Annotated in this window: 20 protein-coding genes; 12 read left to right on the top strand and 8 right to left on the bottom strand. The window is 46.0% G+C overall.

What is annotated here, in order from left to right; genetic code table 11:
- Positions 1-212: 212 nt before the first annotated feature.
- On the top strand, positions 213-1,778 hold the full coding sequence (locus EIZ48_RS20045) for a methyl-accepting chemotaxis protein (protein WP_160655327.1): 1,566 nt from the start codon (positions 213-215) through the stop codon (positions 1,776-1,778).
- A 66-nt stretch (positions 1,779-1,844) separates the two neighbouring features.
- Here the strand turns inward: EIZ48_RS20045 and cra are convergent, their stop codons facing one another.
- The gene (cra, locus tag EIZ48_RS20040) at positions 1,845-2,828 is read right to left on the bottom strand and encodes a catabolite repressor/activator (RefSeq protein ID WP_160655324.1); all 984 of its coding nucleotides are present in this window, start codon (positions 2,826-2,828) and stop codon (positions 1,845-1,847) included.
- Between the two features lie 272 nt (positions 2,829-3,100).
- On the opposite strand from cra, the gene fruB reads away from it, so the two are divergent.
- Genes fruB through fruA form a run of 3 tightly spaced genes read left to right on the top strand, consistent with a single transcriptional unit; the run spans position 3,101 to position 6,986 of the window.
- Entirely contained in the window at positions 3,101-4,219 is a 1,119-nt protein-coding gene (gene fruB, locus EIZ48_RS20035; RefSeq protein WP_160655321.1) for a fused PTS fructose transporter subunit IIA/HPr protein, read from the top strand.
- Between the two features lie 35 nt (positions 4,220-4,254).
- A complete protein-coding gene (gene pfkB, locus EIZ48_RS20030) occupies positions 4,255-5,235 on the top strand; it encodes a 1-phosphofructokinase (RefSeq protein WP_160655377.1) in 981 nt (326 codons plus the stop codon).
- Complete coding sequence (fruA, locus tag EIZ48_RS20025; RefSeq protein WP_160655374.1) at positions 5,235-6,986, top strand: PTS fructose transporter subunit IIBC; 1,752 nt, start codon at positions 5,235-5,237, stop codon at positions 6,984-6,986. The genes pfkB and fruA overlap by 1 nt, the downstream gene beginning before the upstream one ends.
- A gap of 298 nt (positions 6,987-7,284) precedes the next feature.
- On the opposite strand, the gene EIZ48_RS20020 is transcribed toward fruA, so the two are convergent.
- On the bottom strand, positions 7,285-7,893 hold the full coding sequence (locus tag EIZ48_RS20020; RefSeq protein ID WP_160655318.1) for a hypothetical protein: 609 nt from the start codon (positions 7,891-7,893) through the stop codon (positions 7,285-7,287).
- Between the two features lie 409 nt (positions 7,894-8,302).
- Positions 8,303-9,136, bottom strand: a complete 834-nt coding sequence (gene ppsR / locus EIZ48_RS20015; RefSeq protein ID WP_160655315.1) for a posphoenolpyruvate synthetase regulatory kinase/phosphorylase PpsR — start codon at positions 9,134-9,136, stop codon at positions 8,303-8,305.
- Between the two features lie 219 nt (positions 9,137-9,355).
- On the opposite strand from ppsR, the gene ppsA reads away from it, so the two are divergent.
- Both ppsA and EIZ48_RS20005 read left to right on the top strand, forming a co-directional pair.
- Complete coding sequence (gene ppsA, locus EIZ48_RS20010) at positions 9,356-11,725, top strand: phosphoenolpyruvate synthase (RefSeq protein WP_160655312.1); 2,370 nt, start codon at positions 9,356-9,358, stop codon at positions 11,723-11,725.
- Between the two features lie 244 nt (positions 11,726-11,969).
- Positions 11,970-14,213, top strand: a complete 2,244-nt coding sequence (locus EIZ48_RS20005; RefSeq protein WP_160655309.1) for a peptidase U32 family protein — start codon at positions 11,970-11,972, stop codon at positions 14,211-14,213.
- Positions 14,214-14,459: 246 nt separating this feature from the next.
- On the opposite strand, the gene EIZ48_RS20000 is transcribed toward EIZ48_RS20005, so the two are convergent.
- On the bottom strand, positions 14,460-14,612 hold the full coding sequence (locus EIZ48_RS20000) for a hypothetical protein (RefSeq protein ID WP_160655306.1): 153 nt from the start codon (positions 14,610-14,612) through the stop codon (positions 14,460-14,462).
- 273 nt (positions 14,613-14,885) lie between these two features.
- Here EIZ48_RS20000 and EIZ48_RS19995 point away from each other — a divergent pair, with 273 nt between their 5' ends.
- Positions 14,886-16,022: a diguanylate cyclase gene (locus tag EIZ48_RS19995; RefSeq protein ID WP_160655303.1), complete on the top strand. Its 1,137-nt coding sequence runs from the start codon at positions 14,886-14,888 to the stop codon at positions 16,020-16,022.
- 11 nt (positions 16,023-16,033) lie between these two features.
- Here the strand turns inward: EIZ48_RS19995 and EIZ48_RS19990 are convergent, their stop codons facing one another.
- On the bottom strand, positions 16,034-16,594 hold the full coding sequence (locus tag EIZ48_RS19990) for a TetR/AcrR family transcriptional regulator (protein WP_160655300.1): 561 nt from the start codon (positions 16,592-16,594) through the stop codon (positions 16,034-16,036).
- A gap of 121 nt (positions 16,595-16,715) precedes the next feature.
- On the opposite strand from EIZ48_RS19990, the gene EIZ48_RS19985 reads away from it, so the two are divergent.
- Entirely contained in the window at positions 16,716-17,267 is a 552-nt protein-coding gene (locus EIZ48_RS19985) for a dihydrofolate reductase family protein (protein WP_160655297.1), read from the top strand.
- Between the two features lie 93 nt (positions 17,268-17,360).
- Here EIZ48_RS19985 and EIZ48_RS19980 read toward each other — a convergent pair whose 3' ends face one another.
- The 3 genes from EIZ48_RS19980 to EIZ48_RS19970 form a co-directional block, all read right to left on the bottom strand.
- A complete protein-coding gene (locus tag EIZ48_RS19980) occupies positions 17,361-17,762 on the bottom strand; it encodes an H-NS family histone-like protein (protein ID WP_075765569.1) in 402 nt (133 codons plus the stop codon).
- Between the two features lie 236 nt (positions 17,763-17,998).
- A complete protein-coding gene (locus EIZ48_RS19975; protein ID WP_160655294.1) occupies positions 17,999-18,232 on the bottom strand; it encodes a hypothetical protein in 234 nt (77 codons plus the stop codon).
- Between the two features lie 109 nt (positions 18,233-18,341).
- The gene (locus EIZ48_RS19970) at positions 18,342-18,956 is read right to left on the bottom strand and encodes a LysE family translocator (RefSeq protein WP_160655291.1); all 615 of its coding nucleotides are present in this window, start codon (positions 18,954-18,956) and stop codon (positions 18,342-18,344) included.
- 156 nt (positions 18,957-19,112) lie between these two features.
- Between EIZ48_RS19970 and EIZ48_RS19965 the strand changes: the two genes are divergently transcribed.
- From EIZ48_RS19965 to EIZ48_RS19950, 4 genes are all read left to right on the top strand, one after another.
- On the top strand, positions 19,113-19,700 hold the full coding sequence (locus tag EIZ48_RS19965; protein WP_075765575.1) for an AAA family ATPase: 588 nt from the start codon (positions 19,113-19,115) through the stop codon (positions 19,698-19,700).
- Positions 19,701-19,703: 3 nt separating this feature from the next.
- Positions 19,704-20,954 (top strand): hypothetical protein, encoded by a 1,251-nt coding sequence (locus tag EIZ48_RS19960; RefSeq protein WP_160655288.1) that lies wholly within the window; start codon positions 19,704-19,706, stop codon positions 20,952-20,954.
- A 138-nt stretch (positions 20,955-21,092) separates the two neighbouring features.
- Positions 21,093-21,629 (top strand): GNAT family N-acetyltransferase, encoded by a 537-nt coding sequence (locus EIZ48_RS19955; RefSeq protein WP_160655285.1) that lies wholly within the window; start codon positions 21,093-21,095, stop codon positions 21,627-21,629.
- 26 nt (positions 21,630-21,655) lie between these two features.
- Positions 21,656-22,843, top strand: coding sequence for a MerR family transcriptional regulator (locus tag EIZ48_RS19950; RefSeq protein WP_160655282.1), 1,188 nt, complete (start codon positions 21,656-21,658; stop codon positions 22,841-22,843).
- The last annotated feature ends 95 nt before the right edge of the window (positions 22,844-22,938 follow it).

Here is a 22,938-nt window from a genome sequence, read left to right as displayed (position 1 = left end):
TATTAATAGTCTTGCCAGTATGAAGGGGCGAGATTGTTTAGTATGTCGTCAAAAAGTATGCGGCTGCCTGGGTATATTTGAGTATTTGCACGAATACAGAGAGCTATATCAACCTTTTTGCTATGCGTTGAAGTGATATGCGAGCTTGTTGTGTACTATTTTCCGATAAAATCAGCGATATACTGCTGTTAGTGGCACTAAGGTACATATAGATGAAAAAAACCATATTAATTGCCGTTTGTATTATGTTTGCAATCGCAGCAATAACAAGTATCTCTTCAACGTCTTATATCTCTCATCATGAAATCGACAAGATTATCTTGAAGAAATCTCAGGCTCAGGCCGAGCTGCTTGCCAAAAACGTCGAGTATGTCCTGAGTACTTCTTCACAGCCTCTGGATGACTTGCAAAAGTTGATGCAGTCGCTGAAAGCCCGTTCTGATATTAGCTATGCGGTTGTTATCGATAAAAATGTTCAGGCAGTCGCCCATAGTGATGCCGAAAAGCTAAACAAAGTCTACAAAGATAACTACACGGTCGACGGGGCAACGAGAGGCATTCCGCAGCATTCCAAATGGTATGCCGATGTTCAGCAAGTCTGGGTTTATGACATTCTTTCTCCTATTTATGTTAACGGTGAACTGTACGGTACCTTTGATATTGGTATTCCGATCACAGAAGTCAGTGACGCGGCGAAAGGCATCGTTATCACTCAATTGGTAGCCATTTTGGGTATCTTCATCCTGTGCGGATGTGTCTTAATGGGTTTGCTTGGCAAACTGTTAAGGCCACTGTCGGGACTACAAGATGCGCTGGAAGATATATCGAAGGGGGATGGTGACCTGACTATTCGGTTACCTGTTCGAGGCAATGATGAAATTGCCCATATCTCAACAGCCTTCAATATCTTTGTCGGTAAAATCAATGAAATAATTGGTCAGGTCGTCAATACCGGCGTCGATCTCGGCCGAACTGCCACAGAGTTACGAGGCCAGTCTCAGCAGGCATTGTCACGCGGCCATGAACAGAGCGAGCAGTCGCTGCTGGTGGTTACCTCAATGAACGAGATGATTGCGACCATAGGTGAGATTTCACAGAATGCAGCGGGTGCTGCGGAGTCTGCCGAGAATGCCAATATCGAGACTCAGGAAGGGCAGAGGATCCTGCAGGAAGCCACAACAACTATTACTGGCCTTGCCGATCAAATGAATGACATGTCAGGGGTGATCACTTCTTTGGCTGACAGAACCCAATCTATCGGCTCTATTCTTGAAGTGATTCGAGGTATTTCGGAGCAGACTAACTTGCTGGCACTGAATGCAGCGATTGAAGCAGCGCGTGCGGGCGAGGCCGGCCGTGGTTTTGCGGTGGTTGCCGATGAGGTAAGAAACCTGGCGACCAAAACGGCCCAGTCAACCAATGAAATTCAGGCCATGATTGATCAACTGCAGAATGAAGCCAAAAATGCGGTTGAGGCAATGGATAGCAGCCAGTCGTTAACCGCTGAAGGTTCTCAGGCAACAGAAGAAGCGCAGCAGGCACTGGAAAAGATTTCTGCACTGGTGATGACAATTCTTGATATGAATACGCAGGTTGCCACTGCGACCGAGCAGCAGACAAGTGTCGCCAATGAAATCAACCTCAATATGGATACGGTAGATAGCTCGGTAAAAGTGGGGCTTGCTGCTAGCGAAGAGTTGGAAAGATCGAGCCAGGATCTGGCAGAGTTGGCTCAGACGTTGGATCGCCATGTCGGTTCTTTCAAAATAGGCCGCTAGCCAATTTATCTTTCCACTTAATAATTAGCCCCTTTTCAGGGGCTTTTTAATGCGTAGCGTTAAGTGTCAGCGGCGTTTGATTTTCCGCGGCACCACTTCAATACCTGTCCGGTAGCGTCCGGCAGCAGCATTAAGTGCCAGCTCCAGGGCATTATCTGCAATCAGTTCGAACTGTTGCGGAAGAGACTGAATCTTAATCGGCAAGAAATCCAGCAACCGGTTATCACCAAAAGTAGCAAGGTGAGTTTTCTGCATTAGCTCAGGATTGGCTAACAGGCAGTCCAGGATACCTTCGAACAGCGTGTATGAGGTCGCTAATATAGCGTCGGGCAGGGTATTGTTGTCGATCCACTGCTGAACCTGCTGTTGGCCTTGCTGCTGGCTGAAGTGATCGCCATAGGTGACAAATGTTTCCAGCGCTTGCGGCTGGGTATGAATGGCTGAATAGAAGCCCTGCTCACGCTCTTTTGATACGCCCAGATCCGGCACGGCACCGACCAGGCCAATACTGGCGATGTTCTTGGCGAGCAGGCTTTGCGTCAATTCGAAAGCTCCTTCGAGATCTTCGCTGATCACACTGGCAAATTCTTCGTCATCCAGGGCACGGTCAATCGCGATAACCGGTACGCCGCCGGCCTGGATTTTTTTATAGAAGGTATGATCGGCGGGCAGGGCACTGGCAACCAGTAAGGCGTCAATGCGTCTGCTAAGCAGGGTTTCCGCGACTTTCATTTCTGTGTCGATATCATCATCCGAGCAGGAAATAATGAGCTGATAACCGGCTTTGCGGGCATCGCGTTCCAGCAGTTTTGCCAGCTTGGCATAACTGCTGTTTTCCAGATCCGGGATGATCAGGCCAAAAGAGCGGCTGCTTCCGGCTCGCAGAGAGGTGGCGGCATGGTCAGGCCGGTAGTTAAACTCATCAACTACAGCCATCACTTTTTGCTGGGTTTTCTCGCTGATCCGGTACTTTGCCGCTTTGCCATTGATGACATAGCTGGCTGTCGTTCGTGACACCCCAGCCAGTTTGGCTATTTCGTCTAACTTCATTCTCGATTCTTAATCTTTAGTAGAATTTGTGCGCCTGATCATATATTCGCAAATGATCTGACACAGAACAATTGCAATATTAGCTGAAACCATTCAGCATGTCAGCTGAAAGGTTTCAGCAAAGCTAATTTACTTAAGCAAAGTTCTGCTGAAGCTTTTATTTTCAGCAAAAGCTGAATCGATTCAGCTTTTGCTGAAGTCAACTAGAATTAAAGACGTGTAGATAGGGCGTAAGTCTATTTCGCCGAGTCATCGAATACTGGAGAGAGTTCATGCTGTCATTATCAAAGAGTGATATTCAGCTAAAGCAATTTGCTGCTGATAAGCAACAGGCTATCAAGGCATTGGCTACCGGTCTGGAACAACAAGGCCTGGTTGATACAGGGTATGTCAATGGCATGCTGGATAGAGAAGCGCAAAATTCCACGTTTCTAGGCAATGGCATTGCAATCCCTCACGGAACAACAGATACGCGGGGGTTGGTAAAGCAAACCGGTGTTCGTGTACATCACTTTCCACAAGGTGTTGATTGGGGAGAGGGGAAGACAGCCTATCTTGCGATTGGCATTGCGGCGAAATCGGATGAGCACCTTGGCATCTTAAAACAGCTAACGAAAGTGTTATCGGCTGACGGTGTGGAAGAAAAGCTTAAGCACTGTAATAGCGCTGAAGGATTGATTGCCATTCTGAATGGGGACGAACAGCTAGAAGCCGAACTGGATGCAGGTCTTGTTCAACTGGCCTTTCCGGCGACAGATCTGATTCAGCTGACAGCGGTTGCAGCTGGATTAATCAAAAATCGCCAGGCTGCGGGTAACACCAGTGTTGCCGATGCCATAGCCACAGGTGCGAGCTACCTCGGACAAGGTTTATGGCTTGCCAAAACTGACAAAGAGGTGACTAAAACTGCTCTGTCCTTTGTCACTCCGGCAACAGAATTCGATGAGCAGGGCAAACCGGTCAAGGGGCTGCTGATGGTGGCAGCTTGCAACGGCGCTCACCTGAACAACATGAACTACCTGGCGCAGCTTTTATACAAACAGCAGGCCGACAAGTTATTTACGGCGGATGAAGAAAAAGTCGTATCGCTGCTGACGCAGGAAGTCCTCGAAGGTAACAGCGACGTATTTAAAATCCGCAATCCTCACGGTCTGCATGCTCGTCCCGGTGCCATGCTGGTCAGTGTCGCCAAGAAATTCGAATCGAACATTTTGGTTGCCAACCTCAATGGTGATGGCAAGGCAGTAAATGCCAAGAGCCTGATGAAAGTGATTGCCCTGGGTGTGAAGCAGGGGCATGAGCTGCAATTCACCGCCCAGGGTGACGATGCTGAAGCGGCACTGGCGGCTATCGGACAGGCCATTGCCGACGGCTTGGGCGAGGGTAAGTAATGAGTGGTCTTAACGTGATGGCGAATGAACAAATGATGGCAAGCAGTAAAAAGCCGAAGGTCGTAACAGTAACGTTGAACCCGGCATTGGACTTGACCGGCAACCTCAATACTTTAACGGCAGGAACGGTGAATCTGGTTGAAAAGGGGAGCCTTCATCCTGCGGGTAAAGGAGTGAATGTGGCCAAGGTACTGGCAGAGCTTGGTGCCGATGTCACGGTAACAGGCTTGCTTGGAGCCGATAACCAGGAACCGTTTTGCCAGTTGTTTGAAGCCTTGGGTGCCAGCGATCAGTTTGTTCGGGTTAACGGTGCGAGCCGGATCAACGTGAAACTGGTTGAGGCAAGCGGACAGGTCAGTGATATCAACTTCCCTGGCGTTGCAGTATCTGAACAAGACATTCAGGCCTTTGAGCAAACGCTGTTTGAGCTGGCTGACAGCCATGACGTGTTTGTGATGGCAGGTAGCCTGCCGCAGGGCATCTCTCCGGAACTGTGTGCCAGCTGGGTCGCTCAGCTACAAGAGCGCGGCAAGCATGTTTTCTTTGACAGCAGTAAGGCGGCATTGACCGCGGGCTTGAACGCTGCGCCATGGTTGGTGAAACCCAATGATGAGGAACTGTCAGACTGGGCCGGTCGCGCATTGTCGACCAAACAAGATCTAACACAAGTTGCAGAACAACTGGCACAAAAGGGAATTGCGAATGTCGTGGTTTCATTAGGTGCCGAAGGGGTGATGTGGCTAGATAACGACGGATGGCTAAGTTCGCAGCCTCCGAAAATGAATGTTGTGAGTACTGTTGGTGCAGGTGACACATTGGTGGCAGGTCTGTGCTGGGGGCAACTCAATAACTGGAACAAACAAGAGACACTGAGTTTTGCCACCGCGCTCTCGGCGTTGGCTGTGAGTCAGGTTGGGGTCGGCGTTGACGATCTCGATGCCGTACTGGCAATCAAAGAAAGTGTCCAACAATTAGATAGCAATGTGAACGCTAAAACGGAACAGAGGGTATCATGATGAAAATTGCAGTTGTAACAGCTTGCCCGAGTGGTATTGCAAACAGTGTTATTGCCGCAGGCTTAATGGAAAAAGCCGCTGCAGAACTCAAACTAACGGCCAACATTGAATGTCAGTCGACAGTCATGCCGGTCAAGGCGTTGACAGCCGTACAGATTAAAGAGGCGGAGTGTATTGTTATCGCAGCCAATACAGCTGTTGATACAACCCGCTTTAAAGGTAAGAAGGTCTATCAGTCAGGTATTGATGCCTGTCTGGCTGATCCGAAAGCCTTTCTTGAGCAAGCTCTCGCCAAGGCGTCAGAATTGAAGAATGTTCAGACGGTTGTAGCATCCAGCGAACCAGTCGCTGAGGTGGCGTCAGGTGCCAAGAAGATTGTTGCAATCACGGCCTGTCCAACGGGTGTCGCTCATACCTTTATGGCAGCAGAGGCGCTGGATGAAGAAGGCAAGCGTCAAGGACACAGCATCAAGGTTGAAACTCGTGGCTCTGTGGGGGCGAAGAACCAGCTGACAGCTGAAGAAATTGCTGCCGCCGATCTAGTGGTTATTGCTGCTGATATTGAAGTCGATCTGTCTCGCTTTGACGGTAAGAAACTGTATAAAACCAGTACAGGACTTGCGCTGAAGAAAACCTCGCAGGAGCTGGAAAAAGCATTCTCAACTGCGACTGTTTATAAGCACGAAGGCAGCTCGGCAAGTGAAGGGCAGAAGCAGGAAAAGACCGGCGCCTATAAACACTTGATGACAGGTGTTTCTCACATGCTTCCGCTGGTGGTTGCCGGTGGTCTGGCGATTGCACTGTCGTTCGTGTTCGGTATCGAGGCCTTTAAAGAAGAGGGCACTCTGGCAGCCGCACTGATGACAATCGGTGGCGGTTCGGCGTTTGCGTTAATGGTGCCAGTGCTGGCTGGTTTCATCGCCTTCTCGATTGCAGACCGTCCGGGCCTGGCTCCGGGTCTGATTGGCGGTATGCTGGCAAGCTCAACAGGTGCTGGTTTCCTTGGTGGTATCGTAGCGGGTTTCCTGGCTGGTTACAGTGCCAAGTTTATTGCCGATAACCTCAAGCTGCCTCAGTCCATGGAAGCGCTGAAGCCTATCCTGATCATTCCGTTGCTATCAAGCCTGGTGACAGGGCTTATCATGATCTACATTGTTGGCGGCCCGGTTTCTGCGGCAATGAATGGTCTGACTGACTTCCTGAACAACATGGGCTCGGCGAATGCAGTCTTGCTGGGTATTATTCTTGGCAGCATGATGTGTTTCGACCTGGGTGGTCCTGTTAACAAGGCTGCCTATACATTTGGTGTCGGTCTGCTGGCGTCGCAAACTTATGCGCCAATGGCGGCAATTATGGCAGCCGGTATGGTTCCGGCTCTGGGAATGGGGTTGGCGACTTTCCTTGCCAAGCGTAAGTTTAATGCCAGTGAGGCAGAGGCGGGTAAAGCATCATTCGTATTGGGACTTTGCTTTATTTCAGAAGGGGCAATTCCGTTTGCAGCGCGTGATCCAATGCGTGTCATTCCAAGTTGTATGGTAGGCGGTGCATTAACGGGCGCGTTATCTATGCTGTTCGGTGCAAAACTGATGGCACCACACGGTGGCCTGTTTGTACTGTTCATCCCGAATGCGATTACACCAGTACTGATGTATCTGGTTGCGATTGCAGCAGGTACGATTGTGACAGGCGTAACCTATGCCTTCCTGAAAAAATCGGATGAAGAACAGCTGGTGGCTGCAACGGCTAAATAATCGCTGGCAGAGCACATTGCTATAATAATGAAAGCCCCGGCATGATAGTCATGCCGGGGCTTTTGCCACCGCTGCCTACGTATTGATTGGGCTTGTTCTTGACCGACAAGGCCGATCCGTTGAGCTCTTCCTCCCCTTCGGCGGCACAGCGTGCCAATGCACAACCGAGCTCAAAAGAACAAACACATCTTTTATAAGTTGTAGGCTTTCCCTGCGTTTGCAAAACAGTGTTGCCACTGTAATAGCGCTTTAGTTTTATTTATTGTTGTTATCCCCTAATTATTATTATTTTTTATTGTTATTCTTCTTCTTCTGCTGCTATTAGCAGATCTTCACCATCGGTGACCAGCAGATAGGACTTCCCAGGGTCCAAATTGCACAAGCTGATTGATTCAGCTGCAAAAAATAACTCACCACTACAATTTTCAATAGTCAGGTAAGGTGTTATCTGTCCTTTTTTTGCTTCTATGGCAGAAATAACCGACGAGATAACCTGTATCCGCGAATCTGAATGGCTGAACACCCGAACACTGTATTTTCCTTCCTGACTGGAAGGCTGCTGCCTGACGGTCGTCAGAGCCAGTTCATCATTGTCTAGCCACGCAATGGCCCAGAGTTTGTCTGAACGGTTAAGCATGACTTCCAAAGATTCGCTCGTATCTGACTGAGAATTGGTATCCCATGCGCCGATATCAAGCGTTATCGGGGTGGGGGATGACCAACTTATTGAATGGCGTGCTACTTCTGAGTTGTTGTTTGAAGCAACCTGCGCACTCGTATCAAAAAGTGTTTCTGTTCCGCCGGATTGTTTAACAAAGTAATCAATGGATTTACTGGCTGTATTGACGAAATCGATGTCAACTTGCGGCGCACCGCCAAGCTCACTTTCAGGCAATAATTCTTGCACTGAGTCACTGTCTCCACCACATCCTGTAATATACAAAGCAATACACATTGTGAGCGCTGGCCTAATCATGTTAGGAACCTCTGTTGTAATTATTTGCGAAGCTCAAAGTAAGCATATTGCAAGAATTAGTGATTTTTTGATGAATCACAGGGAGAAAATTGAGTTTTTAATAAGTGACTGAATTTAAAGCTTAATCAAGCTCTCAAGAGTGAGAAAATATGATGAGACATCAGTAAGATGCATAGGTCGATATGTTTTTTATCCCATTTGAGTCAATTGGGCAAAAACGAAAACAGTGTGAGAGGAGTGCTTGCCGCAAAGGAACGGCAAGCATTTTCGTTACTGTGATTCGAGCAGAAATGCCTGACAAAACCACTCTGTTATTTTGTGAGGATAAAAATGTCTATCATTAGCACATACGGCGTTTCAAACCGCTCATATCCAGCAAGCGCGTCGAGATTTCCTCAACCGACAAAGAGGTCGTGTTGAGGTAGGGAATCGCTTCGCGGCGGAACATACTTTCGACTTTGTTAAGTTCGGATTCACACTGTTGCAGGCTGGCATAATCACTGTTGGCGTAGCGCCCGTTTCGGATAGCAACCAGGCGGCCGGTATCTATGGTCAGGCCATAAGTTTTATAGCGGAACGGCTCAATCGCCTGCGGCAGTTTCAGGCTCGTCATGTCTTCGGCAATGAACGGATAGTTGACGGCTCGGATCCCGAACTGCATGGCAAGATACAGGCTGGTCGGGGTTTTTCCGCACCGTGACACCCCGAGCAGAATGATATCGGCCTGCTCGAGATTGTTCAGTGAAACACCGTCGTCGTGGGCGAGTGTGTACTCGATGGCGGCGATTCGATCCTGATAGCTGGCAGCATCTTTGCTGATACTGTGCGAGCGTTGCAGTTGGGGCATGGGCTCCATATCCAGATCATGCTTGAGTGGTTCAACAAGCGCATTCAGTACATCGTAGAGATTGGCCGAGCAATCTTCGATAATCGCTTTCACTTCAGGGAGCACCACCGAGTAGAAAACCAAGGGTTTTACGCCTGTTTCTTCATAGATACGGTTGATCTGTTTTTGCACGTTGAGGGCGCGATCGACTGACTCGACGAAGGGCAGGGTCATTTGTCGGGTCTCAATGGGAAATTGAGCCAAAATTGCATGCCCAAGTGTTTCAGAAGTAATCGCTGTACCGTCAGAAACGTAAAATACATCACGAAAATTGGATTTGCGCTGCATAAAAAGTTGAATCCTTAAAAAATATCTGTAACGTTAAGCTCATTAATACTTATAACAATAACCTTACAGGGTATCTATTCTTCTTTTACATATACTATGTAGAGAAGAATACCTAGACGGAGGCATATTGTACGCAGTATTTTTTTGACTGCGAATGCAATCGTTTTCGTTGAGAGGTTGCCCACATAAACTGTTGAATCCAATTAAAGGAGAGTTGCCGTGCAACAGAATGTTGTTTGGTATGATGCTTTATCAATGAACGATGTTGATAAAGTGGGTGGAAAGAATGCATCACTGGGTGAAATGGTTGCAAACCTAGCCAGTGCAGGCGTAAAAGTGCCTAACGGCTATGCGACAACGTCATATGCATTTAACCAGTTTCTTGATGCAAATGACCTGAATGATCGTATCTACAATCTGCTTGAGAAGTTAGATGTTGACGATGTGAATGCGCTGCAGCAGGCAGGAGAAACTATCCGAAATTGGGTTCTAGAAGCACCGCTTCCGGCCGATTTGGAACATGAAATCCGTAGCTGCTATAGCGAGCTGGGTGAAGGCGATGAGATGCTCTCTGTTGCCGTTCGCTCATCAGCGACAGCAGAAGACTTACCTGACGCCTCGTTTGCTGGCCAGCAGGAAACTTTCCTTAACGTACGTGGCATTGATGCTGTCATTGAAGCCGTAAAGCATGTATTTGCCTCTCTGTTTAACGACCGTGCGATCTCTTACCGTGTCCATCAGGGCTTTGAGCACAAAGGTGTCGCATTGTCTGCGGGTATCCAGCGCATGGTTCGCTCGGATGTCGCCTCATCGGGTGTAATGTTTACCCTGGATACAGAATCTGGTTTCGATCAGGTTGTGTTTATCACCTCTTCATGGGGACTGGGTGAGATGGTTGTGCAGGGGGCGGTGAACCCGGATGAATTCTATGTTCACAAACCAACCCTACAGGCCGGTAACCCTGCCGTTGTTCGCCGTACCTTCGGCTCTAAGCAAATCAAGATGGTTTACGCGGAAGGCAAAGAGCTGGGTACCCAGGTAGAAATAATTGATACTACGGATGAAGAGCGTCAGCAGTACTCTCTGACTGATGCTGAGATTGAATCACTGGCCAAGCAGGCCATGATCATCGAAAAACACTACGGCCGCCCGATGGATATCGAATGGGCCAAAGATGGTGTCACTGGTGAGCTATTTATCGTTCAGGCCCGTCCTGAGACGGTACGCTCCCGTGATGATGCTCAGGTGATGGAGCGATTCCACCTCAATGGGTCAGGTACGGTGCTGACAGAAGGCCGTGCAATCGGTCAGCGTATCGGCTCTGGTGCTGTGCGTGTTGTATCGGATCTAAGCCAAATGGATCAGGTTCAGGCGGGCGACGTGCTGGTGGCTGACATGACAGACCCTGACTGGGAGCCTGTGATGAAGAAGGCGGCTGCGATTGTTACCAACCGCGGTGGGCGTACATGTCACGCTGCGATTATCGCGCGTGAACTGGGCATTCCGGCCGTTGTTGGCTGTGGTGATGCGACTGAGCTGCTGTCGACAGGACAGGAAGTGACGGTTTCATGTGCACAGGGCGAGACTGGCTACATCTACCAAGGTGAGCTGGAGTTCGAGGTTCGCCGCTCGGCGGTTGACGACCTACCGACACTACCACTGAAAGTGATGATGAACGTCGGTAACCCGGACCGTGCATTTGATTTCGCCTGTATCCCGAATGAAGGTGTGGGCCTTGCCCGTCTTGAGTTCATTATCAACAAGATGATCGGTATCCACCCGAAAGCGTTGCTGAACTACGATTCACAGTCTGATGAGCTGAAAGCCGAGATCGACCAGCGCATTGTGGGCTATGACGATCCAGTCGAGTTCTACATTGAGAAACTGACCGAAGGTATTTCGACGCTGGCTTCGGCATTCTGGCCGAAGCGTGTCATCGTTCGTATGTCAGACTTCAAGTCGAACGAGTATCGCAACCTGGTTGGCGGCGTACATTTCGAGCCGACAGAAGAAAACCCGATGCTTGGTTTCCGAGGTGCATCGCGTTATATCTCGCCGAAGTTCGAGGACTGCTTTGCTCTTGAGTGTGAAGCCATCAAGCGTGTGCGTGAGCGCATGGGGCTGAAGAACGTTGAGATCATGATCCCGTTCGTCCGTACTGTGAGCGAAGCGGCTTCAGTTATCGACCTGCTGGCGAAGTTCGACCTTCGTCGTGGCGAGAATGGCCTTAAAGTCATCATGATGTGCGAACTGCCGTCGAACGCCATTCTGGCTGAAGAGTTCCTCAAGTACTTTGATGGCTTCTCGATTGGCTCGAACGATATGACTCAGCTGACACTTGGCCTAGACCGTGACTCGGGTGAGATTGCCCACATGTTCGACGAGCGCAATGACGCGGTTAAAGCGATGCTGGCGATGGCGATTAAAGCTGCCAACAAAGCTGGCAAATATGTCGGTATCTGTGGTCAGGGACCATCGGATCATGAAGATTTAGCTGACTGGCTGATGGAGCAGGGTATTGATTCGGTATCACTTAACCCGGATACTGTTGTCGAAACTTGGCTGCACCTAGGCAGTAAATCTAACTAAGCGAATTAATCGCCGATAAGTAAAACCTGTATCACCTTTGCCTATAAAGGGTGGTGCAGGTTTTTTGATTCTCCTGTTCCGAGAAATACTTTTCTAATAATGTCCGAGCGTTTCATTAATAGCCTGTAAATACGTTTAGTTATCATTACCAACACCCTGTATGGCAACATTGGTAATGAATAAAAGAACCACGTAGAATACGCCCCTTTGAAATATGCAATGTTAGAAAGTGGGTTATATCGCAATGAGAAATCAGTTTGAATTATTGGCACCAGGTGGCGATATTGAGTCGATAAAAGCGGCCATAGCAGCAGGTGCAGATGCGATATACTGCGGACTCGATAACTTCAACGCCAGAAATAGAGCGACAAATTTAACTTTTGATAACCTGAGTGGCGTTGTAAGACTGGCTCATGAACATAACTGCAAAATTTTTCTAACATTAAATATCATCATTTTGGAAAGTGAAATTCCAGCGATTATTCGATTGCTGAATAAGCTGGTAAATACCAAGATTGATGGCGTGATCGTTCAAGATATAGGTCTGTTTTATATACTAAAAGAACACTTTAAAGATCTTGATGTTCATGCCTCGACTCAGGCTAATACCCATAATGATGGTCAAATCTTCTTTCTGAATAAATTAACAGCAAGTCGCGTTAACTTATCTCGCGAACTGAATATCAAAGAGATTAAGCATCTGGCACAGGTTGGGCATGAACATAATGTGCTGATGGAAGTGTTCGTTCACGGCTCGTATTGCATTGGCTTCTCTGGCCTGTGTTATATCAGCTCGGTGAAAAACGGCAGCTCGGGCAACCGCGGTAGATGCAGCCAGCCTTGCCGAGACAAGTACCAAACGACCGAGGCTGGAAAAGATTATCCTCTAAATCTTAAAGATAACTCGGCCTATTCGAACCTTGAAGAGCTAGCCGATGCCGGGGTGTATTCGCTTAAAGTTGAAGGGCGAATTAAGAAGTCACACTATGTGTATACAGTCGTAGATAACTGGCGTAAACAAATCGACAATTTCTGCGATGGCAATGAGTTGTTTACGGATACCACTGAGCTCTATACGGTGTTTAACCGTGACTTCTCAAACTCTTATCTGGTCGGCGATATCAATAAAAATATGTTTATTGATAACCCTCGCGATCACTCAGCCAAGCACTTTTCCAAAGTCTATAACTGCACAACGGAAGAGAGTGTAAAACAGGTCAAGAAAAAGCTCTATGATGATAAAACGGCTATTATCACGACAGTTGCAGAGAAAATTAAAGACTTTAATACAGATAAGCTTCCGTTAAGTATAACTGTGTCTGTACAGGCGAACTGTCCATTAACTGTATCGGTGTCGACACCCGACCGGACGTTTAAAGTGTATTCAGACAACCCGGTAATTCACTCAGATAAATATACTCTAGAACAAGATGTAATAGAGAAATGGCTTAACAATCTGAATAATGCTGAATACTATATTGAGTCATTGTGTGTAGATCATATTAAGGAAGGCGTATTCCTGCCGTTTAACGAGCTGACTGCGATTAAAGAACAAATATTCTTTAATTTGAATGGCGACAAAGCCCGTATTGCACCGATTGATGCGCCAAAGGTGAAGAAGTTACCTAAACTGCAGGACAAGCCGTCCTTGTCGGTACTGATCTCTTCAAAACAGGGTATCGATCTGTGCGCTTCTACCACGGCGGATATTTATTATCAGTTGCCAGACTCTCTTCATCATGAACTTCCACGCTTGGTTGACCTTTTTACTGAGAATGAGCAACTGATCCCTTGGTTCCCGTCTATTTTGATAGGCGAAAACTATACCGCTGCTGTTAAGTTTCTTGATCAGGTGCAACCTAAACTGATAGTGACCAACAATACGGGTATTGCCCACTCGGCCTATGAGAAAGGTATTGATTGGATCGCAGGCCCTTACCTCAATGTAACGAACTCATTTAGCCTCCTTTGCATGAAGGAAGAGTTTAACTGTGTTGGCTCATTCATCTCTAATGAAATCAACAAGAAACAGATTAAGCCTATTGCAAGACCAGACAACTTCAAGTTGTTCTACAGTATTTACCATCCGATTCTGCTGATGACCAGCCGCCAGTGCCTGTTCCACCAGACAGTGGGCTGCAAGAAGAAAGCCTTTGATGCGAAGTGTCTTAGGAAGTGCAAGAAGTCTGCGTCGATTATCAATCTGAAAGATGCCTCTTTCGTTCTTGATAAGCAAAAGGGCGATCACAACTCGCTTTACAGTGAACATAACTTCCTGAATACCGAGATTTCGTCTGATCTCGAAGGAATGTTTTCGAGCTTCTTTGTTGATCTAAGAGATATCAAAACGCAAACTACCGTCAAAGAAGATAAGGCCAGTGTGATCCAGCTGTTCCAGAACCTAATCAACGGTGGGGAAGGGGCCAGACAGGCGCTAGAGCATGCTATCTTGCCGACAACCAATGCGCAGTATAAGAAAGGGTTGTAGGCCGTTATGAGCGTTTAGTTAAGAGTATACGGAAATACAACAAGGTGCCGCCTTGTGCAGAGAGCATGGGCGGCATAGCTGAAAATCCATATTATTATTTACATTAAAACTATTTAATAACGTAAATTGAATAGATAGTACTTGTATTTACGTTATTTTTATATATCTCCATTGCTAATAGATAAATACTGGTTTGATTTGATTTCTTAAAAGGTCACTACAGTGACCTTTATTCAGAGGTGTTAATTATTGTGAGTTACTTTTTTTAGAGGATAACTGCTCTATTGTTTCTAATGCCAATTTGGTTACTCTGTCGAGTACTTCATCCATTGGTCTCTTTTCTGTGTTGTTATCGTCTTCTTTTGGTTCCATGGGAACTTGTTTATGTGAATATTCCATGGTGCTGCCTTTCTGATTACCCTGCGATGCATAGAAATGGTAATAGCAAACGGATATGTATGAATAGCATGAATGTGGATAAAGGTGATCCTAGCTGTATTTTTAGCCAGATCAATATGCGCATATGTGCTCACGTAAGGCTTAGGATTGCAATAAACCAACAAAATGAAGGTTAAATTTTGGGGTGAGTATCACAATTTGCGAGGTTGAAATAATTCAAAATATGAGGTCTCTATAACTGGATATTCTAATTTGAGAGATATGTAACTGACAATGTACTCAGTAATCTATAAGAGGCTGATTTCGGTTTTTCTGCTTATCAGTGCAGGCGCCTTGGCCTTTCTATACTTTTTCTTTCTCTCATATTCCAATAGCCTCAAGGAGGAAAAAAGAGCGCAGTCCAAATATATCTCCGAAGTGGGTATCGGCATTATTGAGTCTTTTTATATCTTAGCCTCGCGAGGGGAGGTCAGCGTTGAGGATGCTCAAACCCTGGCGATGAACGCGCTTGAGTCGGCGACATTTGGTGAAAACGGCTATTATTGGATTAATAGTGGAGATGGCGTATTGCTTATGCAGCCCTATACTCCAGAAAGGGTTGGTACAAACCAGATCGATTGGGTTGATAGTAATGGAGCGCAAGTTTTCAGGGACTTTATTGGGAAAGCGAAAAACGGGGGAGGATGGGTTTCCTACTCTTGGCCAAAGCCACATTCGGCGCTGGAATACCCCAAAATTTCCTATATATCCTATTTTAAGCCTTGGGACTGGGCGCTAGGAACGGGCATTTATCTTGATGATATGCTAGAAAATATTCATCGGATTATATTAAAAGCGTCTGGTGCTCTGCTTCTCAGCTTTATTTCTTTTGTTGTCCTGGTGTTGCTTCTCGTCAATTATTTTGTTCGGCAGCTTGAAGATGTGGCTATTCGAGATCCTCTAACGAACCTTTATACGAAAAGGTTTCTAGGTGAAATATTACCCACAATTATCAATAGACGACAACGAGATAAGGACAACCTCTTGGCAATTATCTTTTTAGATATTGACCACTTTAAATCGATTAATGATCGCTTTGGACACAAATGCGGTGATGAAGTGTTAGCCAAGGTCGCGAATGTGATGGTAGATAATGTAAGAAGTAATGATTATTGCGTTCGCTTTGGCGGGGAGGAGTTTGTCATTGTAGGTTTTTTCGAGAATGAAGAAGCCGCTTTCAACTGTGCTGAGCGTGTAAGGCGAAAAACCTCACGATTAAAATTTAAACACAATCACATCGCGTTTGAGATAACGATCAGTGCGGGGGTTGCGATTAATGACGAAAATGAGTCTTTTCAAGAGGCTTTATCCCGTGCAGATGAAAAGCTATATCACGCTAAACATTCGGGTCGGAATACCGTTGTTGTTTAATAGGGATGAATTTAAGCATTTTCCAGCGCCACGCAATACAACTCGATGGGACCTTTGATCATTTTCAAGTCAAGCGTCGACTGGCTGTTATTGCACTGTAACGCAAACGCATAGCCGTGAAGGTAGTCGGCCAACAGATCCAGTGCGTTCTTTGCTGATTCAGCGTCTAGTTCTAATGGTTCGACTACGACCCGGAATCGTTCGATAAATACCGCTGCAGGGCTGTGCGAGTCCATTCCTAGCAGTGTTTCCAACAACCCGGGATAACGGCTTAATAGCGTTAAGTAGCTCGTGCACAGTTCATTGAGCTCTGATTTCCAGTTATCACTCACCTTCGGTTCATAGATATCTTCGATCAATGAAGTGGTGATCGCTTCCAAGAGTGCATTCTTGTTGCTGAAATAATGGTAAATCGCCATGGCATCAACACTTAGGCATGCTGCGAGCTTACGAATACTGGGGATCTTCCCGTCTTCCTGCATTAATCTCTTTGCCACCTCCATGATGCTTTCTTTACTCAGCTGACTGCCTGATCCCTTAGGGCGGCCTCGTTTTTTCTCCTTGACAGGCATTTTGTATCCTCGCTAGACTAATATTAATTTCTACATTGTAGAATTAATTGTAACTCAAACAGAACTTAAAGCCAAGAAAGGGTCTAAGGTGAGTTCGGCATTTTTCAGAAAGAGCAAAAATATGAAATGTTCGGTATATATCGCAACCAGTGTTGATGGTTTTATTGCAAAAAAAGATGGCAGTGTTGACTGGTTACATACTGCAGGCAAGCCTGATGTCGAAGTCGATACCGGCTGGGATGACTACTTGGCTTCTGTTGATTGTCTGATTATGGGCCGCTCAACGATGGAAGTAATTTCCGCCATGAACCTGGCACCCGAGCAATGGCCGTATGGCAATATGCGGATCATTGTGCTGAGTAATACGCTGAAAGAAGCGCCAGACAATATGAAGGGTAGAGTAGAGATGTACTCTGGTGATATTGGTGCTTTGATAGCTCGCCTTGAGAGCGAAGGTCATCAGCATGCTTATATCGATGGTGGTGCCACTATTCAGGCTTTTCTTAACCTTGAGTTAATTAGTGAAATGACCATTACCCGTGTTCCAGTGCTATTGGGCGAAGGGATCCCGCTGTTTGGTAAAACGTCAAAAGAGATCAAACTGGAACAAGCGAAGGCGACTGCTTTTGCCAACGATTTTGTTCAAGTGACGTATTTGGTTAACTATCAATAAGCCAAGGTTCCATTAATCTCGAGCATCTTGAGGTAGCTTGGGTATAAAAAGTGTGAGCGCAAGTGAAAGCCCCGCGAATCGGGGCTTTACAGCTTAGATCAGAAAATCATCTAGTGATTTTCCTTCACTTTCGATAGCTTCCTTCAAAGGCGAAGGCATACGACCTTGGCCTGTCCAAGTACGCTCTTCACCATCTACGGTGAATTTATACTTAGCTGGACGAGGCGCACGCTTTGCTTTCTTAGGGGCGTCGGCCAGAGTAGCTAGCAACTCTTCTGGATCGATGCCATCTGCGATTAACATCTCGCGGTATGCTTTTAATTTTTCTTCTTTTTCTTTGTCGGCCTGGCGAGATTCTGCTTCAGCTTCTTCACGCTCAGTAACTACAGTTTGTAGTTTCTCAAGGGCTTCTTTAAGTTGCTCTAGCGTGAACTCTTCTCGTGCAGCGGCGCGTAGAGAACGCAGGTTTAGTAGTGTCTTAAAAATGTCACTCATAATATTAATGTTGATAGTCAATAAAACGGGTACTTTACACTAAATCAAGTCATTGGACTATTAATCACAAAAATACTTGTAATGTTTTTGGGCATTTATGCGAGGGAAGATGAGATATGAGCGATTTCTTTCCAAAAAAACTAGATCTACATATTGTCAGAAATCCTCAATGTATCCTAATTGACCTGGCTTGATATCAATTGAATAGGTGGTGATGCCGCATCATTAACCAATCATTATAAGATAAGGTTATCTAGTTCAACCTTAATTGATATTATCGTTTTTTTAAGCTCTGTGGATAGGTAATAGCCAATAGCAAGCGAGATAGAGTATGTCATTAAATAGCTTGGGTTTACGTCCTGATTTAGCTCATTTAAGAATAACGCTAATATAGCGCTACAAACAAAAGTCAGTATCCAGTAGTTGGCACGAGCATGTGTTAAGCTATCTCTTAATTTGTCTACAGTCATAACGGTACTCCATATTTTTCGAGTTGTTTGTCCTCTTTGATTTAATAAGTATGGAGTGTTCATGCCAATAGTTATAATCGTTTAGGCTTATCAATTTGATAGGTTGAACCTATTGGCGACTAAACAGCAAGTTAGCACCAGAAAAGACTAAAAATAGTGAACAAGCCTTGTTAAAACGCTTTGCCATTTTGGGTTTCGAGAACCAATGCCTTAGGTATAAGCCAAAGAGTGCGTAGATTGAGATTGCCAGCATTTCTAATAGGAGAAATGTACCACCTAACATGAAAAACTGCGCGTTTACGTTAGCTTTTACGTCAACGAACTGGGGCAGGAAGGCTGTAAAAATTAGGATAGCTTTTGGATTACCTGCTGCCAGTGCAAACTCTTGCCTTGCTAACCCAGGAAGACTTTTTCTTCGTTCGATATCAGTGACAGGACTGGATTCTGAACGCCAAAGGTTAAAGGCTATCCATAGCAAATAAATTGCACCCGCCAGTTTAATAAGAAAGAATAATGTTTCCGATGTGTATAACACGACAGCTAGCCCTGAAGCTGCGAGAGCAATCATTCCTGAAAATGCAGTGATTCGGCCTAGTCCCGCTATAAAAGCGGATTTGAATCCATAGCATCTTGAGTTATTCATAGATAAAAGGTTATTAGGTCCCGGTGTTATGTTGAGTGCAAAACACGCTGGTATAAAGAGCAGCAACTTCCAAATTTCCATAACATTTCCCTTGTGAAACTAAAACCCTTTTATACATTGATGGGCAGCTTACCATACCAAGACCAAACGGGGAGAACTTCAGCAATACCATTGTCCAACAGATGTCGTTTTTATTGGCTAAGCTTCTTAGATCACAGGAAGCGAGTTAGAGCAAATATGAAAAAGCAGTTGAAAGTTGTGGTAACTGGTGGTCCGGGTGGGGGCAAAACCACAGCATTGGATCTTTTCCGCAGAGAGCTAGGCGATAAAATTGCCGTTGTCCCTGAGGCTGCAACTGTGCTTTTCTCCGGAGGTATACCGCGCTCAGACAATGAGCAAATGGTTAAGATAATCCAGAAAACGATTTTTCAGTTGCAGAAAAATTTTGAAGAAATCCATAAAAAGCAGTTTCCTGATAGATTGCTGGTTTGTGATCGCGGATCACTAGATGGGTTGGCCTATTGGCCAGGTACGGAAACTGATTTTTTTAAGGGGGTAAATTCAACCTTTGAACATGAAATTGCTCGCTATGATGCCGTGATATTTTTTGAATCAGCGGCAATCACCGGACATGATATTAGCAGTAATAATCCGGTAAGAAACGAGTCTACTGATCAGGCCGCTCAATTAGATGTAAAGCTGCAGAAAATTTGGTCCAGGCATCCTCATTTCTACTTTGTAAGTAGCTCGGAGTCATTCGTGCGGAAAATCATGTTTGGGATCATGACCATCGAGAATGTGATAAACATGCACCGTAGGCCGTAGATAATGAAGGCAAAGACAGATACAGTTTTCTGGAACTTAGTTTGTTTATCGCCGTCATCGAAAAGCTATAAGATGGGGCTTCTTGATGGGCTAAGACTATGCCTTTTTATGCCTTGTCTGAAGAGAAGACTATCTATAGCCTCACTCTTCTTATTAGCGTTTATTCTCTTAGGTGCCTGTAGTTCCACGCCAAAGATGTTTGTAGATAGTCCGTTGTTTGGGGAGCATGTGTTCACAACAGTTGATTCAGAGGTCGCTCGTTACTATCTCGATAGTTATCTGCAAGGAGAGTTCAGTAATCGGGAACTGGATGAGAGGATTTCAGGCCTTTACAGACAGTACAGAAATACCATCCCATCACGCGACGAGCTGAAGGGCATCTCTCAACAATACTCCGTCGATTTTGCCTCATTGTTTCTTGCTGATCTTTTATTAAAGAATGAATGCAATAAAAAACTGAATAACTCATTTACCCATCAAATGGAAAGTCCAACTATCGCAGGGTTGAATATTTCTTCCTATAAGCTGCTCTTTGTACCCGGTTGGGACTATGCAGAAAGTGGGCATTTGACTGGTGCGGATTTTAACGCTCCCCGGGCAATGGCAACCAAGCTAGGAATTGAAAATTATCTCGTCGAGCTTCCCCCCACAGGCTCTGTAGAACAAAATGCAGAATACCTGGCAACGGATATTATTCATCATGGCCGAGCAGGAAAAGGGATCATTCTTGCTGGTGCTAGTTCGGCGGGCCCCGCTATCCATCTTGCTCTAGCAGAATTGCTCAGTGAAAAAGAGAGGAGAGCGGTTAAGGCTTGGTTTAATATCGGTGGAATACTGCAGGGCAGCCCTCTGATTGACTACTACCAACAATGGCCTCATAGCTGGTTCTTCAATTTTGCTGTATGGGATCAAGGCTGGGATAAACAGGCCATTGTTAGTATGGGAACGGGTCGTAGCAGAAGTCGTTTCTCTCGCCTAAGGATAGAATCCGAGCTTTTAATCATTAACTACTTGGGGATTCCGCTCTCCGGCCAACTCAGCAAATTTTCTATAGGAAAGTACCCATTATTGAAACCTGAGGGGCCCAATGACGGGCTCACTTTACTTACAGATGCGATTGCACCCAATAGTATGACGATCGTTGCTCTGGGGAGTGATCATTATTTCGCAGAAGATCCTGAAATTGATAAGAAAACCATCGTGTTACTGGCGCTGGTAATAACATATTTAGAGAAAGGAATAACTAGCTGCTAGCTGTCTAAGCTCCCAGCATTAACTCTTAATTCATGATTGCCTCCCTTTTCTTGATAGACGTTTCGTTTATTCAAGCTTGACCTGTCTACAGCTCTACAGTTTATGCTTGGCAGCATGAGTTTAGCGAGGAAAAAAACAATGAACTATTGCCAGTATGAGCCAAGTCAGACTGAAGAAATTATTGGCCTATTTACCCAGACTTTTTCTGATTCAGAAGGGGAGGCCGAAGGTAAACTGATTGGTGAGTTGGTCAAAGAGTTGATCGAGACAACCGACAGCAATGATCTTTATGTGTTTGTCGCCAATGACAACAACAGAGTGGTGGGGAGCATTCTGTTTACCCGATTGACGTTTGAATCTGACAAACAGGTGTTCCTGCTTGCCCCAGTAGCGGTGTGCACCGACTATCAGGGGCAGGGTATTGGTCAGGCACTGATCAAGGTTGGCTTGCAGGCGATAAAGCAGCAAGGTGCAGAGCTTGCTTTCACCTATGGTGATCCAGCTTTTTACTCTAAGGTAGGCTTCCGGCAGGTAACAGAAGAACAGTTTAAAGCGCCATTGTCTTTATCTTATCCGCATGGCTGGTTAGCTCAGTCTCTGACCGAGCAAGAGCTAACACCTATTGCCGGGTGCTCGAAGTGTGTTCCGGCGTTTAATAAACAAGCGTTGTGGTAAAACGCAGCAGAGTGTAAGGCTTTAATATGTATCGGATATCTCAACTGGCTGAAAAGCTGGGTTTATCAAGAACAACCCTGCTGTATTACGAAAAGCAGGGGCTGATCCAGGGGCAGCGGCTGGATAATGGTTATCGGAGCTATACCGACAAAGACTTACAACGACTGAAGCTGCTGCAAAAGCTACAGGCTGGAGGTCTGACACTAAAAGAGTGTCAGGCCTGTCTGGATGAAAAGGTTGAGCGCAGTATTTTGGTTGAACGCTTGCGCCAATTGGATGAAGAGATTGCGCAGAAGCAGAAGTCACGTCAGCTACTTGCTGCCTTGTTGGGTGAAAGCAGCCTGACAGACTGGCATGAAACGCTGGAGCAGCAAGCGCCCGAGGCGCACTTGGAATGGTTAATCAAACAAGGCTTCGATGAGAAGCAGGCGATGAGACTGAAATGGTTGTCGAAAGATATGAATAGTCACGAACAGTACATGCATGATTTTAATTTGGTTTTCAAAGCGCTTGAGCGCTGGGGACCAGGCTCTGAGGCAGATACGCTTAAGGCGTTTGAACTGCTGCCTCATAAACCGCAAGAAATATTAGAAATTGGCTGCGGTCAGGGAACCGCAACCAAGGTGTTGGCAGCCACGGTATTAGCGCAGCATAATTTGGCCAACATAACCGCCGTGGATAATGAAGAATTTGCTCTGCAAACTTTGATGAATACGCTGAAAGAGCAGGGTATTGGTGATCGGGTTTCGACTGTCTGTGCCAATATGGAAAAGCTGCCTTTTGAACCAGAGAGTTTTGATCTTATTTGGAGTGAGGGTAGTGCTTACATCATGGGGGTAAATAATGCCCTAACAGCTTGGCGCCCTTTGCTGAAAAAACACGGGGTATTGGTACTTAGTGATTTGGTTTGGAGCGTAGAATCGCCAAGCAAGGAGGCGTTAGCTTTTTGGCAAAAGGAATACCCGGATATGACCACAGCCGCTCAGCGTATAGAACAGGCAGAGCAAGCCGGTTACGAAGTGATAGACAGCTTTGCTTTAAGTGATGAGAGTTGGCGGAATTATTATGCGCCGCTCGAGAACAGAGTCGAAGCACTTAAAGAGCAGTTGCAAGGCTCCGTAGCATTAGAGGATCTTAAGCGCGAATTGTCGGCTTTTCATTCCCGCTCAGGTGAATTTGATTACCAGATGTTTATTCTTAGAGTTTGTTACTAGATCTGACACATTATTCTAACATGATAATATCCCACTCTCATTTAGGAAGAAACTCACTTATAGGCTGTGAATGTGGGTTTCCTGTATATTTTCTA

This window comes from Photobacterium alginatilyticum (genome assembly GCF_009910675.1).
GTDB classification, from domain to species: domain Bacteria; phylum Pseudomonadota; class Gammaproteobacteria; order Enterobacterales; family Vibrionaceae; genus Photobacterium; species Photobacterium alginatilyticum.
This window is presented reverse-complemented; position numbering and strand designations above follow the sequence as displayed.